The organism is Nguyenibacter vanlangensis, assembly GCF_013376155.1.
In the GTDB taxonomy this organism is placed as follows: Bacteria; Pseudomonadota; Alphaproteobacteria; order Acetobacterales; family Acetobacteraceae; genus Gluconacetobacter; species Gluconacetobacter vanlangensis.
Genome location: NZ_JABXXP010000038.1, coordinates 1 through 13,898, shown reverse-complemented (window position 1 = coordinate 13,898; position 13,898 = coordinate 1). Strand labels below are relative to the sequence as shown.

Here is a 13,898-nt window from a genome sequence, read left to right as displayed (position 1 = left end):
AACGGCGGCGGCACGCAGCCTGGCGCGGGCGGCTGGCATCATCGCCGGCATGATGGCGGCCAGGGCAATGGTGGCCAGAATCAGGGTGGCCAGGGTCAGGCTCCGTCGGGGGGCCAGCCCCAGGGTCAGTCTCCGGGCCAGTCCCAGGGCCAGTCCCAGGGTCAGCCGTAAGCGCGCCCGCCCCCTGGTCCGTCGTCCCATGCCGGAGAATCCCGCGTGAATCCGTCCCGCCTGTTTATCGAACGTCCCGTCGCCACGACGCTGCTGATGCTGGCCATCATGCTGGCGGGCATGCTGGGCTATCATTTCCTGCCGGTCTCGGCGCTGCCGCAGGTCGAATATCCGACCATCATGGTCCAGACCTTCTATCCCGGCGCGGGGCCGGACGTGATGGCTACCTCGGTCACTGCGCCGCTGGAGACGCAGTTCGGCCAGATGCCGGGGCTGGACCAGATGACGTCGCAATCCTCGGGCGGGGCGTCGCTGGTGACCCTGCGCTTCGGGCTGACGATGTCGATGGACGTGGCGGAGCAGGAGGTCCAGGCGGCGATCAACCAGGCGCAGATGCTGCTGCCCTCCGACCTGCCGGCGCCGCCGATCTATGCCAAGGTGAACCCGGCGGACACGCCGGTGCTGACCCTGGGCATCACCTCGAAGACGATGCCGCTGACCGACGTCGAGGATTACGTCTATACGCGCCTGGCGCAGAAGATCAGCCAGATTTCCGGCGTGGGCCTGGTCACGCTGTCGGGCGGCAACCGCAAGGCGATCCGGGTGCGGGTCAACGTGCCGAAGCTGACCTCGTTCGGCCTGGACATGGACACGCTGCGCACGACGATCGGCAATGTGAACGTCAATTCGCCCACCGGGACGTTCGACGGGGCGCAGCAGGCGGCGACCCTGCGGGTCGACGGGCAGATCGCGGGCGTGGACCAGTTGCTGAACCAGGTCATCGCCTATCAGAACAGCGGGCCGGTGCGGCTGCGCGACGTGGCGAGCGTGGTGCAGGGACCCGAGAACACCCAGTTGGCCGCCTGGTCGAACCGCACGCCGGCGCTGGTGCTGAACGTGCAGCGCCAGCCGGGCGCCAACGTGATCTCGGTCGTCGACAACATCAAATACGCGCTGCCGCAACTGCGCCAGTCGCTGCCGCCCGGCATCACGATCACGCCGCTGACCGACCGGACGACCACGATCCGTGCCTCGGTCGCCGACGTCGAGTTCGAGCTGGGGTTGGCCATGGCGCTGGTGGTGGCGGTGATCTTCGTCTTCCTGCGCAACGTGCCGGCGACGATCATTCCCAGCCTGTCGGTGCCGCTGTCGCTGGTCGGCACGCTGGCGGTGATGTACCTGCTGGGCTTCTCGCTGGATAATCTGTCGCTGATGTCGCTGACGATCGCCACCGGGTTCGTGGTCGACGACGCGATCGTCATGATCGAGAACATCGCCCGCTATATCGAGATGGGCGACGACCGCATGACCGCGGCGCTGAAGGGCGCAGGGGAGATCGGCTTCACCATCATCTCGCTGACCGTGTCGCTGATCGCGGTGCTGATCCCGCTGCTGTTCATGGGCGACGTGGTGGGGCGGCTGTTCCATGAATTCGCCATCACCCTGTCGGTGACGATCATCATCTCGGCGATCGTCTCGCTGACCCTGGTGCCGATGATGTGCGCCCGCCTGCTGAGCGAGCGGCCGCACGGGCCGGGCGCCCATGGCTGGTCGGCCACGGTCGAGCGCTGGACCGAGGGGGTGATCGCCGCCTATGGCCGGGCGCTGGACGTGGTGCTGCGCCATCAGATCCTGACGATGCTGGTCTTCGTGGGTACGCTGGCGCTGACCGGCGTGCTGGCCTGGTTCATTCCCAAGGGCTTCTTCCCCGTGCAGGATACCGGCGTGCTGCAGGGCATTTCGGTGATGGCGCAGACGACGTCGTTCGACGCGATGGCGGCCCACCAGCAGGAACTGGGCAAGCGCATCCTGCAGGATCCGGACGTGGTCAGCCTGTCGTCCTTCATCGGCATCGACGGCCAGAACATGACGCTGAACCAGGGGCGATTCCTGATCAACCTGAAGCCGCATGACGAACGCAGCGAGACGGCGCGCCAGATCGCGGCCCGCATCCAGCAGGAGGTCGCCGACATTCCGGGCGCCAGCCTGTATCTGCAGCCGGTGCAGGACCTGTCGCTGGACACCACGGTGGCGGCCACCCAGTACCAGTTTTCGCTGGAAAACCCCGATTACGACCAGTTCCGCACCTGGGTGCCGAAATTCGTCGCGGCGCTGCAGAAGGAGCCGGCGCTGGCCGACGTGACGTCCGACCTGCAGGCCGAGGGACTGGTGGCGCACGTGACGCTGGACCGCACCACCGGGGCGCGGTACTCGATCACGCCGCAGACGGTCGACAACGTGCTGTATGATTCGTTCGGTCAGCGGCAGATTTCGACGATCTATACCCAGTCGAACCAGTATCGGGTGATCATGGAGGCCGATCCGGCCTTCCAGAAGGACCTGGCGTCGCTGGGCAAGCTGTACCTGCCGGGGATCGGCGGCAATTCGGGCGGCAGCAGCACGGGGCCGACCCGTTCGCCGACCTCGGGCCTGGTGCCGCTGCCGGCGGTGACCGCGGTCACGCGCGGCACGGCGCCGCTGCTGATCACCCATGTGGGGCAGTTCCCGGCCACCACGGTCTCGTTCAACGTGGCGCCGGGCTATGCGCTGGGCGAGGCGACCAATGCGATCGACCGGGTCGAGCGGGCGATGCACCTGCCGGCCAGCTTCGAGACCGCGTTCCAGGGCACGGCGGCGGCGTTCCGCAACAGCCTGGGCAACGAGCTGTGGCTGGTGCTGGCCGCGCTGGTGGCGGTCTATATCGTGCTGGGCATCCTGTACGAGAGCTTCATCCATCCGGTCACCATCCTGTCCACCCTGCCCTCGGCCGGGGTGGGGGCGCTGCTGGCGCTGCAGGTGAGCGGCGCCGGGCTGGACGTGATGGGGATCATCGGGCTGGTGCTGCTGATCGGCATCGTGAAGAAGAACGCGATCATGATGATCGATTTCGCGCTGGAGGCCGAGCGGGTCGAGGGGCTGGCGCCGATGCGCGCGATCCATCGTGCCGCCATGCTGCGCTTCCGGCCGATCCTGATGACCACCCTGGCCGCCATGCTGGGCGCGCTGCCGATGATGATCGGCAGCGGCACCGGGTCCGAACTGCGGCGCCCGCTGGGCATCGCCATCGTCGGCGGGCTGATGGTCAGCCAGTTGCTGACCCTGTTCACCACCCCGGTCATCTATCTGCTGATGGACCGGATCAGCCTGCGCCTGCGCCGCCGTGGCGGCGCGCCCGGCGGTGACGCGGCGGTCCGGTCGGCGACATGAATCCCGTCCGCCTGTTCGTCCAGCGGCCGGTGGCGACCATGCTGCTGACCCTGGCGCTGATGATCGCGGGGGGAATCGGCTATGACGCGCTGCCGGTCGCGGACCTGCCGAACGTCGATTTCCCGGTGATCCAGGTCATGGCGCGCCAGCCGGGCGGATCGCCCGAGGAGGTCGCCAGTTCGGTCGCGGCCCCGCTGGAGCGCCGGCTGGGGTCGATCGCCGACGTGACCGAGATGACGTCGCAATCGACGCAGGGACAGGCGCGGATCACGCTGCAGTTTTCGCTGAACCGCGACATCAACGGGGCGGCGCGCGACGTCGAGGCGGCGCTGCAGGCGGCGCGCGCCGACCTGCCGACGTCGCTGCGGCAGAATCCGCAATATTTCAAGGCGAACCCGAACGGGGCGCCGATCATGATCCTGGCGCTGACATCGACGACGCAGCCGATGCCGGCGCTGTACGACATGACGACCAACATCCTGCAGCAGCACCTGTCGCAGATCCGCGGCGTGGGCCAGGTGGAGGTCGGCGGCAGTTCGCTGCCGGCGGTGCGCGTCGAGATGAATCCGCTGCCGCTCTACAAGTTCGGGATCGGGTTCGAGGACGTGCGCGCGGCGCTGGCCTCGGCCAATGCCAATACGCCCAAGGGCTTCATCGACCAGAACGACAATCGCTTCACGCTGGATACCAACGACCAGGCCAGCAAGGCCCAGGCCTATCGCGACCTGATCGTCGCCTATCACAACAGCCGGCCGGTGCGGCTGTCGGACGTGGCGCGGGTGAATGACGGGGTCGAGGATCTGCGCAATGCCGGCTTTTACAACCGGCAGCAGGCGGTGTTGGCGATCATCTTCGCGCAGTCGGGCGCGAACGTGATCCGCACGATCGACCAGATCAATGCGCAACTGCCGGCGCTGCGCGCCGCGCTGCCGCCCAGCGTGCAGTTGCACAGCGTGCTGGACCGTTCGGTGACCATCCGCGCGGCGTTGGCCGATACGCAATACACGCTGGTGATCTCGGTCGTGCTGGTGGTGCTGGTGGTGCTGGTGTTCCTGCGTTCGGCGCGTACCACGCTGATCCCCGCGATCGTGGTGCCGACCTCGATCGTCGCGACCTTCGGCGCGATGCAGTTGCTGGGCTATTCGCTGGACAACCTGTCGCTGATGGCGCTGACGGTCTCGACCGGGTTCGTGGTCGACGACGCCATCGTGGTGATCGAGAATATCAGCCGGCACCTGGAGGCCGGCGCCGGGCGGCTGGAGGCCACGCTGCTGGGCGCGCAGGAGGTGGCGTTTACCGTCTTCTCGATCTCGGTCTCGCTGATCGCGGTGTTCCTGCCGATCCTGCTGATGGGCGGCGTGGCGGGCCGGCTGTTCCATGAATTCGCGATGACGATGTCGATCACCATCCTGGTGTCGATGATCCTGTCGCTGACGCTGAGCCCGATGATGGCGGCGCAGGTGCTGCGGCCGCATGGCGGGGACGACGCCGCCCCCGGCCTGTGGCGGCGGGTGGGCGCGATGCTGGATCGGGGGCTGGAGCGGGGGCTGGACGGGCTGCAGGGTGCCTATGCCGGGATGCTGGACGGCGCGCTGCGCCATCCGCGCGTGATGCTGATGTCCCTGCCCTGCACCGTGCTGCTGATGGTCGCGCTGTTCGTCCACATGCCCAAGGGGTTCTTCCCCGACAGCGATACCGGCCTGCTGATGGGCCGCCTGATGGGGGACCAGTCGATTTCCTTCCAGGCCATGACCCGCCATATGGACCTGGCGCAGCGCGCCATCCTGGCGGATCCGGACGTGGCCGACGTGGTCAGCTTCATCGGCGGCCGCGGATCGGCGAACCAGGCCAATTTCTTCGTCTCGCTGAAGGACAAGGCCGAACGCGCCGATCCGCCCAGCACGACGATCGCGAGGATCGGCTGGCGGCTGCACAACATGGTGGGGGCGCGCTTCTATGCCATGGCGCCCAGCACGCTGCACATGGGGGCGCGGCAGAGCAACGCGGCCTATCAATACACGCTGGAATCGGACTCGCCGACCGAGCTGTATGAATGGACGCCCAAGCTGGTCAGCGCGTTGCAGGCGCATCCGGAACTGACCGACGTCTCGTCGGACGTGCAGCAGGGGGGATCGGCGCTGAACGTGGCGCTGGACCGCAATACCGCGGCCCGCACCAGCCTGACGCCGCAACTGGTCGCCAACACGCTGTACGACGCCTATGGCCAGCGGGCGGCGTCGGTCATCCATAACGCGCTGAACCAGTATCGGGTGGTGATGGAGGTCGAGCCGCGCTTCTGGCAGAATCCCGACAGCCTGAAGCAGGTCTGGGTCAGTACCGCCGGCGGGACGGCCGGCGGCGGCACGCGGGCGAACACGATCCGCGTGCCCGGCACGGCGGCGGCGAGCGGCGCCGCCGGCCTGAGCAGCCAGTCCTTCCGCAACCAGATCGCCAACAGCCTGGCCGGCGGGAACGGGGCGTCGAACGGATCGGCCGTATCGACCAGTTCCGAGACCATGGTGCCGCTGCAGATCGTGTCGAACACGGTGCCGCAACTGACGCCGCTGTCGGTCAACCACCAGGACCAGTCGGTGGCGACCACCGTATCCTTCAACCTGGCGACCGGGGTGCCGCTGGACGAGGCGGTGCAGATCGTCCGGACCGAGATGATCCGGCTGCATATGCCGTCCGACATCCATGGCGGCTTCGCCGGCAATGCGGCGCAGTTCCAGAAATCGGTCAATAACGAGCCGATCCTGATCCTGGCCGCCCTGGCCGCGGTCTATATGGTGCTGGGCATCCTGTACGAGAGCTACATCCATCCGCTGACCATCCTGTCCACCCTGCCTTCGGCCGGGGTCGGGGCGCTGCTGGCGCTGGATCTGGCGGGGGAGGATTTCTCGCTGATCGCGATGATCGGGGTGATCCTGCTGATCGGCATCGTGAAGAAGAACGCGATCATGCTGGTGGATTTCGCCATCGTGGCCGAGCGCGAGGGCGCGAGCCCGCATCATGCGATTCGCACCGCCTGCCTGCTGCGCTTCCGCCCGATCATGATGACGACCCTGGCCGCCGCCCTGGGGGCGCTGCCGCTGATCGTGGGCCATGGCTATGGCTCGGAACTGCGGCGCCCGCTGGGGATCGCCATCGTCGGCGGGCTGGTCGTCAGCCAGGCGCTGACGCTGTTTACCACGCCGGTCGTCTATCTCTATCTCGACCGGCTCGGCGCCTGGTGCCGCGCCCGTTACCTCTCCCTGACCGCCGGCCTGATGGGCCGGCGTGCTCCTCTCTCCCAACAGGATGTCTGAACCGGATGACGCTGTCCCTGCCATCCCCCTCGCCTCTTTCACACCCTGGCCGTCCCCCCCGCCGCGGCGGGCCGCGCCCTGCCCTGCTGGCGGGCGCCATCCTGTCGCCGCTGCTGCTGGCGGGCTGCATGGTGGGGCCGTCCTATCATCGCGCCAGCGCCCCGATTTCGGCCCATTTCAAGGAATTGCAGCCCGCGCCCGGCTGGGAGCGGGCGAAGCCCGAGATGGCCGACCTGCCCAAGGCGCAATGGTGGACCCTCTATGGCGATCCGGTGCTGAACGACCTGGAATCGCAGGTCGCGATCTCGAACCAGAACGTGAAGATGTACGAGGCGAATTATCGCCAGGCCCGGGCGATGATCGACAGCGCGCGGGCGCAATTGTTCCCGACGCTGAACGGCAGCATGAACTTCAACCGCAACAGCCAGGGGCGCGGATCGCGTTCGGCGTCCAGCGGCAGCCTGGTCAGCTATGGCGGCGCGGCGACCAACACTACCGAGACGACCTATTCCACCGGGCTGAACGCGAGTTGGGAACTGGACCTGTGGGGGCGCATCCGCCGCAACATCCAGAGCCAGGTGACGGCGGCGCAGGCCAGCGCGGCCGACCTGGCCAATGCCACCCTGTCCTATCAGGGGCAGTTGGCCACGGCCTATTTCAACCTGCGCTACCAGGATTCGCTGCAGGAATTGCTGCGGCGCTATGTCGCCTTCAACACCCAGGCGCTGCAGATCACCCAGAACCAGTATGAGGCCGGAGTTGCCGACCCGACGGCGCTGCTGCAGGCGCGCACGCTGCTGGAGCAGAACCGCGCGCAACTGATCCAGGCGGGCATCGCCCGGGCGCAGTACGAGCATGCGATCGCGGTGCTGATCGGCCGGGCGCCGGCCGACCTGACGATCAAGCCGGGGACGCTGACCCGGACGATTCCGGCGATCCCGGTCGGTGTTCCGTCCGACCTGCTGCAGCGCCGCCCCGACGTGGCGGCGGCCGAGCGTGCCATGGAGGAATATAACGCCCAGATCGGCGCCGACATCGCGGCGTTCTATCCCACCATCACGCTGTCAGCGACCTATTCCTACAGCGGCGATCCGGTGGGGCAGTTGATCCAGGTGGTCAACCGGATCTGGTCTCTGGGCGCCGCGGCGTCGGAGACCCTGTTCCAGGGAGGCGCGCGTACGGCGGCGGTGCACAGCGCGAACGCCCAGTATGACAGCGCGGTCGCGACCTATCGCCAGACGGTGCTGACGGCATTGCAGAATGTCGAGGACCAGTTGTCGAACCTGCGCATCCTGGCCCAGCAGGCGACCCAGCAGCAGATCGCGCTGGATTACGCCAACCGGACGGTCGAGGTGTCGATGAACCAGTACCAGGCCGGGACCCAGATCTATACCACCGTGATCACCAACGAGAACACGGCGCTGAGCAATGCCGAATCGGCGCTGGCGATCCAGCAGCAGCGCATGGTCGACAGCGTGGCCCTGGTGCAGGCGCTGGGCGGGGGCTGGGATGCGTCGCGCCTGCCGTCGAAGGATTCGATGCAGACCGACAATCCGTTCCTGCCATCCTTCATTCAGAAGGACACGAACCAGTAGCCGCCGCACGATCGCGCGGCCGGCATGAAAAAGCCCCGGGGCCTTGCGGCTCCGGGGCTTTTTTCGTGCGCCTGGCGTGCTGCCGGACCGGTGGTCAGAAAAACGTCTTGGCCGTCAGCAGGGCGATCAGCAGGAAGACGACGAAGGCAAGGATGAAGATGAAAAACAGGATCTTGGCGATTCCGGCCGACACGGCCGAGATGCCGGTGAATCCGAACAATCCGGCGATCAGCGAGATCACCAGGAAGAACAGCGCCAGCTTCAGCATGACCGAACATCTCCCATCGGAATGAGCCACCACCCTGCCCCGATGTCAGCGCCGGGTCCAGAGCAGGGCGGCAAGGAAGCCCGCGAGTGCCGCCACCAGCAGGGCGGTAACGGGCTGATCGACCGTAAGGTCGCGGATCGCGGCGCCGGTTTCCTTGCCCGCGGTGCAGGCGCAGGCGCAGAGCGTGTGGGCGGCACCCTTGAGCTGCGCCCCGGGGTCGCCGAGCGGGCCGTCCAGCCCGTCCTGGACGCGGCCGACATCTTCGTCCAGCGCCGCCTCGAATTCAGTGCGTGATGCCATCGCGGTCTCCTTCGCGTCCTGGACTATAGGTATAGGAAGCGCGAGCACGGGCTTCAAACCGCGGCAGGAGAGCGGGCAAAGAAAAACCCGGCGCGAAGCCGGGTTTCCCTTGAATGGCCCGATCGGGGCCTGAGTGCGACGCCGGGGCGTTCAGGCCGCCAGGTCGTCCTCCACCGCCGCTTCGGGGCGCGGGCCGCTGTCCTGGCCCTTGGCCGCGACATCGCGGTCGACCAGTTCGATCACCGCCATGTCGGCGGCGTCGCCGTGGCGGATGCCGGCCTTGAGCACGCGGGTGTAGCCGCCGTTGCGGGCCTTGTAGCGGTCGGCCACGGCCGCGAACAGCTTGGAGACGATCGCGTCGTCACGGAGCTGGGCATAGGCCTGACGGCGCGCATGCAGGTCGCCGCGCTTGCCGAGCGTGATCAGCTTCTCGACCACCGGGCGAAGTTCCTTCGCCTTGGGCAGAGTCGTCGTGATCTGCTCATGCTTGATCAGGGCGACCGCCATGTTGCGAAACATGGCAGCGCGATGGGACGAGGTAACGCCGAGCTTCCGGCCGGCAACACCGTGACGCATGATGAAGTCTTCCTGTCTTTCCGGTCAGAACGGCTCGTCGAGCCTCTTGGCCAGGTCTTCGATATTTTCCGGCGGCCAGGCCGGCACGTTCATACCAAGGGACAGCCCCATCGAGGTCAGGACTTCCTTGATTTCGTTCAGCGACTTGCGGCCGAAATTCGGCGTGCGCAGCATTTCCTGCTCGGTCTTCTGCACCAGGTCGCCGATATAGACGATATTGTCGTTCTTCAGGCAGTTCGCGCTGCGGACCGACAATTCCAGTTCGTCGACCTTGCGCAGCAGGTTCCGGTTGAACGGCAGGTCGTCCTGCGGCTCTTCGGTCCGGACGGGGCGCGGCTCGTCGAAATTGATGAAGAGCTGCAACTGGTCCTGCAGGATGCGGGCGGCCAGGGCCACCGCGTCCTCGGGCGTGACCGCGCCGTTGGTTTCCACCGTCAGCAGCAGGCGGTCATAGTCGGTGACCTGGCCCACGCGGGTCGGCTCGACCTTGTAGGACACACGGCGCACCGGCGAATAGATCGCATCGACCGGAATCAGGCCGATCGGCGCGTCCTCGGGGCGGTTGGCCGCCGCGGGGACATAGCCCTTGCCCACATTCACGGTGAATTCCATGCCGAACTTCACGCCTTCGTCCAGCGTGCAGATCACCAGGTCGGGATTCATGACCTCGATGTCATGTCCGGTCTGGATCTGGCCCGCGCGCACCTCGCCCGGCCCGGAGGCCGTCAGCACCATGCGCTTCGGACCCTCGCCATGCATGCGCAGCGCGAGCTGCTTGACGTTCAGCACGATGTCGGTCACGTCCTCGCGGACGCCGGCCACCGACGAGAACTCATGCAGGACGCCGTCGATCTGGATCGCCGTCACCGCAGCGCCCTGCAGCGAGGACAGCAGCACGCGCCGGATCGCGTTGCCGAGCGTCATGCCGAAACCGCGCTCCAGCGGCTCCGCCACCACGGTGGCCGTGCGCAACGGCTCTCCGCCCGGCTCGACTTCCAGCTTCTCCGGCTTGATCAGAGATTGCCAGTTTTTCTGGAGGACCAAGGTGATGGCCTTTCAAAACTGATCTGCACCAAGGCAGACGGCACCCGTGGCGGGCACCAGATGACAATCATTTCCGCCCGCGTCGCCGCGGACGGAAAAAACGGACCCGCCCCCAAATCCTGGACCCCGGGGCCCGGACCTGGGACCTGGGATCAGACCCGGCGACGCTTGCGCGGACGGCAGCCGTTATGCGGCACCGGCGTCATGTCGCGGATCGAGGAGATCGAGAATCCGACCGCCTGCAGGGCGCGCAGCGCGCTTTCGCGCCCCGAGCCGGGACCGGACACTTCGATCTCCAGCGTCTCCATGCCATGCTCGCGCGCCTTGCGGCCCGCGTCCTCGGCGGCGACCTGGGCGGCGTACGGGGTCGATTTGCGCGAGCCCTTGAAGCCCTGGGCACCGGCGGAAGACCACGCGATCGCATTGCCTTGCGCATCGGAAATCGTGATCATGGTGTTGTTGAAGGTGGAGAGCACATGCGCCACCCCCGAGATAATGTTCTTCCGCTCTTTCTTGCGAATACGCGGAGCAGCAGCCTTCGCCATAGTCTTCCTGGTCCTGTCTGTTCAAAGGCGCGGCCCGCGCGGGGACGGCAAGGTCCCGGCGCGGGCCGCGCGTGCGGCGAAAGCCGCTTAGCGGGTAGCCTTCTTCTTGCCGGCGATCGCGACCGCCTTGCCCTTGCGGGTGCGCGCGTTGGTGTGGGTGCGCTGGCCGCGGACCGGCAGGCCACGACGATGGCGCAGGCCGCGATAGCAGCCCAGATCCATCAGCCGCTTGATGTTCATCGCGACTTCGCGGCGCAGGTCGCCTTCGACCCGGTACTCGCCGTCGATCAGCTCACGGATCTTCAGGATCACGTCGTCGGACAGCTCGTTCACCCGGCGCTCGGCCGGGATGTCCAGACGGCGGCAGATTTCCTCGGCCTTCGAGGGGCCGATGCCATAGATATAACGCAGGCCAATCGTCACACGCTTGTTCGTAGGGATGTTCACGCCGGCAATACGCGCCACGCCACTTACTCCTCGTCCACCCGCATCCGCGGGCCCTTAAAGATCGTCGCCGGGGCCATTTCCGCATACCGGACCGCGCCGGCAGGTCGTGAACGTGCCGGCAGTGCCGGACAACCCCATCATCAATCGGATTCGTTTTCTCGGCACCCCGTCCCCGTGGATGCGGGAGCCGATACCCTGAGGGCGCGCAATATACCCGCGTGCCCTTTTGAGTCAATGAATATCGATCACTTCTTCGTGATCTGATCCATGATCTCGAACACTTTCGCGGTCACGCTGTCGATATCGGCCATGCCGTCGATCCGGTACAGCCGGCCAGTCGCTTCGTAATAGGGCAGGATCGGCGCCGTCTGCCGGCGATACGCCACCAGGCGGGCCGCCACCGTCTCGCGCCGGTCGTCTTCGCGCCGCACGAAATCGTGGCCGCCGCAGACGTCGCAGGTGCCCGCGACCGTGGGCTTCTTGAACAGGTCGTTATAGCCCGCGCCGCAGGTGGCGCAGGTGAAACGGCCGGCGATCCGGTCGGCCAGCGCGTCCTCGTCCACTTCGAGGAACAGCACGACGTCGATTCGGGCGCGGCGGCCCTTGAGCATCGAATCGAGCGCCGCGGCCTGGGCCTCGGTCCGGGGGAAGCCGTCCAGGATGAAGCCCTTGGCGCAGTCGGGCTGCTCGATTCGGGATTCCAGCATGGCGATGATGACGTCGTCGGGCACGAGCTGCCCGGCATCCATCAGCGCCTTGGCCTGCCGGCCGATCGCGCTGCCGGCGGCCACTTCGGCGCGCAGCATGTCGCCGGTGGAGATCTGCGCGATGCCGTAGCGTGCCTCCAGCCGCTTGGACTGGGTGCCCTTGCCGGCCCCGGGGGGGCCGAGGAAGATGACGTTCACCGGCCCCTGCCTTTCCCGCGTGCCTTGCGCATCAGCCCCTGGTACTGGTGCGCGACCAGGTGCGACTGGATCTGGGTGACGGTGTCGATGGTCACCGAGACGATGATGATCAGGCTGGTGCCGCCGAAATAGAACGGCACGTTGTAATGGCTGATGAGGATCTGCGGCAGCAGGCACACCGCGACCAGGTAGAGCGCGCCGATCGTGGTCAGGCGGGTCAGGATCCGGTCGAAATAGGCGGCCGTGTTCGCGCCGGGGCGGATGCCCGGGATGAAGCCGCCCTGCTTGCGCAGGTTATCGGCGGTTTCCTGCGGATTGAAGGTGACCGCGGCGTAGAAATACGAGAAGAAGATGATCATCGCCGCGTAGAACAGCATGTAGAGCGGCTGCCCCTGCCCCAGTTCCTGCCCCAGGAAGGACAGCCAGTGCGGCATGGCGGCGCTGTTCATGAAGCCGGCCAGGGTCACCGGAATCAGCAGCACCGAGGAGGCGAAGATGGGCGGGATCACGCCCGCCGTGTTGACCTTGAGCGGCATGTGCGTCGAGTCGCCGCCATAGATGCGCTGGCCGACCTGACGCTTGGGATACTGGATGACGACCCTGCGCTGCGCCTGTTCCATGAACACGATGAAGGCGATGGTCGCCGCCGCGAGAACCAGGAAGACCAGCACGAAGAACGGCGACAGCGCACCGGTGTAGCCGAGCTGGAACAGGCTGGCGAGCGCATGCGGCAGGTTGGCCACGATGCCGGCGAAGATGATCAGCGAGATGCCGTTGCCCACCCCGCGCGAGGTGATCTGCTCGCCCAGCCACATCAGGAACATCGTGCCGCCCAGCAGGGTCACGACGCAGGAGACGATGAAGAACAGGCCGGGCGCCACCACGGCGGCGCCGGCGGCGCTGTGCATGTTCTCCAGCCCGATCGCGATGCCGTAGGCCTGGAAGAGCGCGATCAGCACCGTCAGGTAGCGGGTATATTCGTTGAGCTTGCGGCGTCCCTGCTCGCCTTCCTTCTTCAGGCTTTCGAGCGACGGGATGGCGGCCGACATCAACTGCACGATGATCGAGGCGCTGATATAGGGCATGATATTCAGCGCGAACACGGTCATGCGCCCCAGCGCGCCGCCGGTGAACATGTCGAACATGCCCAGGATGCCGCCCTGGTGGCGAGCCAGCAACTGGCCCATGACCGTCGCATCGACGCCCGGGACCGGGATGTAGGTGCCCAGGCGATAGACGATCAGCGCGCCCAGGGTGAACCAGATTCGCTTCTTCAGTTCCGTTGCGTTGGCAAAGGAGCTGAAATTCAGATTGGCAGCCAGCTGCTCGGCCGCGGAGGCCATGCGCCCGTCCTTTCACAAGAACAGCGTCGCCGTACGAAACGGGACGCTGTCATGACAATTCGGCAAAGAGTGTAAGGCGTCGCTCGGCCCCGGCGCAAGAGACAAGGCCAGGCGAGGACGGCCCCCGGGGTCGTGCCCCGGGAGGGGTCACGCCTCCGGGCACGTCACGCCGAAGCGGCGGCCTCGTCA

At 66.7% G+C, this 13,898-nt stretch carries 12 protein-coding genes; 3 read left to right on the top strand and 9 right to left on the bottom strand.

Annotated elements, in window-relative coordinates; translation table 11 throughout:
- The coding region (locus HUK84_RS04525) for a hypothetical protein (protein ID WP_176639198.1) at positions 1 to 201 on the bottom strand (201 nt) is incomplete at its 3' end.
- A gap of 15 nt (positions 202 to 216) precedes the next feature.
- On the opposite strand from HUK84_RS04525, the gene HUK84_RS04520 reads away from it, so the two are divergent.
- The 3 genes from HUK84_RS04520 to HUK84_RS04510 are packed head-to-tail and all read left to right on the top strand — an operon-like array spanning position 217 to position 8,281.
- Positions 217 to 3,378 carry an efflux RND transporter permease subunit gene (locus tag HUK84_RS04520; RefSeq protein WP_176639197.1) on the top strand — a complete coding sequence of 1,054 codons (3,162 nt, stop codon included), beginning with the start codon at positions 217 to 219 and terminating at the stop codon, positions 3,376 to 3,378.
- Positions 3,375 to 6,686, top strand: a complete 3,312-nt coding sequence (locus tag HUK84_RS04515; RefSeq protein WP_176639196.1) for an efflux RND transporter permease subunit — start codon at positions 3,375 to 3,377, stop codon at positions 6,684 to 6,686. The genes HUK84_RS04520 and HUK84_RS04515 overlap by 4 nt, the downstream gene beginning before the upstream one ends.
- A 5-nt stretch (positions 6,687 to 6,691) precedes the next feature.
- Complete coding sequence (locus HUK84_RS04510; RefSeq protein WP_176639195.1) at positions 6,692 to 8,281, top strand: efflux transporter outer membrane subunit; 1,590 nt, start codon at positions 6,692 to 6,694, stop codon at positions 8,279 to 8,281.
- 94 nt (positions 8,282 to 8,375) lie between these two features.
- Here HUK84_RS04510 and HUK84_RS04505 read toward each other — a convergent pair whose 3' ends face one another.
- From HUK84_RS04505 to secY, 8 genes are all read right to left on the bottom strand, one after another.
- Positions 8,376 to 8,549: a DUF1328 domain-containing protein gene (locus HUK84_RS04505; RefSeq protein WP_176639194.1), complete on the bottom strand. Its 174-nt coding sequence runs from the start codon at positions 8,547 to 8,549 to the stop codon at positions 8,376 to 8,378.
- A 45-nt stretch (positions 8,550 to 8,594) separates the two neighbouring features.
- The gene (locus tag HUK84_RS04500; RefSeq protein ID WP_176639193.1) at positions 8,595 to 8,849 is read right to left on the bottom strand and encodes a hypothetical protein; all 255 of its coding nucleotides are present in this window, start codon (positions 8,847 to 8,849) and stop codon (positions 8,595 to 8,597) included.
- Positions 8,850 to 8,999: 150 nt separating this feature from the next.
- On the bottom strand, positions 9,000 to 9,425 hold the full coding sequence (gene rplQ / locus HUK84_RS04495) for a 50S ribosomal protein L17 (protein WP_176639192.1): 426 nt from the start codon (positions 9,423 to 9,425) through the stop codon (positions 9,000 to 9,002).
- 24 nt (positions 9,426 to 9,449) lie between these two features.
- Complete coding sequence (locus HUK84_RS04490) at positions 9,450 to 10,469, bottom strand: DNA-directed RNA polymerase subunit alpha (RefSeq protein ID WP_176639191.1); 1,020 nt, start codon at positions 10,467 to 10,469, stop codon at positions 9,450 to 9,452.
- A gap of 152 nt (positions 10,470 to 10,621) precedes the next feature.
- Entirely contained in the window at positions 10,622 to 11,014 is a 393-nt protein-coding gene (rpsK, locus tag HUK84_RS04485; RefSeq protein ID WP_176639190.1) for a 30S ribosomal protein S11, read from the bottom strand.
- Positions 11,015 to 11,101: 87 nt separating this feature from the next.
- Positions 11,102 to 11,479 (bottom strand): 30S ribosomal protein S13, encoded by a 378-nt coding sequence (gene rpsM, locus HUK84_RS04480; RefSeq protein ID WP_176639189.1) that lies wholly within the window; start codon positions 11,477 to 11,479, stop codon positions 11,102 to 11,104.
- 227 nt (positions 11,480 to 11,706) lie between these two features.
- The gene (locus tag HUK84_RS04475) at positions 11,707 to 12,366 is read right to left on the bottom strand and encodes an adenylate kinase (RefSeq protein WP_176639188.1); all 660 of its coding nucleotides are present in this window, start codon (positions 12,364 to 12,366) and stop codon (positions 11,707 to 11,709) included.
- The gene (gene secY / locus HUK84_RS04470) at positions 12,363 to 13,709 is read right to left on the bottom strand and encodes a preprotein translocase subunit SecY (protein WP_176639187.1); all 1,347 of its coding nucleotides are present in this window, start codon (positions 13,707 to 13,709) and stop codon (positions 12,363 to 12,365) included. Before secY ends, HUK84_RS04475 begins: the two co-directional genes overlap by 4 nt.
- Between the last annotated feature and the right edge of the window lie 189 nt (positions 13,710 to 13,898).

Coding starts and splice junctions, on each gene's coding strand:
- rpsK (WP_176639190.1), bottom strand. CDS start 11,014: ATGGCGAAGGCTGCTGCTCCGCGTATTCGCAAGAAAGAGCGGAAGAAC.
- HUK84_RS04510 (WP_176639195.1), top strand. CDS start 6,692: ATGACGCTGTCCCTGCCATCCCCCTCGCCTCTTTCACACCCTGGCCGT.
- secY (WP_176639187.1), bottom strand. CDS start 13,709: ATGGCCTCCGCGGCCGAGCAGCTGGCTGCCAATCTGAATTTCAGCTCC.
- HUK84_RS04500 (WP_176639193.1), bottom strand. CDS start 8,849: ATGGCATCACGCACTGAATTCGAGGCGGCGCTGGACGAAGATGTCGGC.
- rplQ (WP_176639192.1), bottom strand. CDS start 9,425: ATGCGTCACGGTGTTGCCGGCCGGAAGCTCGGCGTTACCTCGTCCCAT.
- HUK84_RS04515 (WP_176639196.1), top strand. CDS start 3,375: ATGAATCCCGTCCGCCTGTTCGTCCAGCGGCCGGTGGCGACCATGCTG.
- HUK84_RS04505 (WP_176639194.1), bottom strand. CDS start 8,549: ATGCTGAAGCTGGCGCTGTTCTTCCTGGTGATCTCGCTGATCGCCGGA.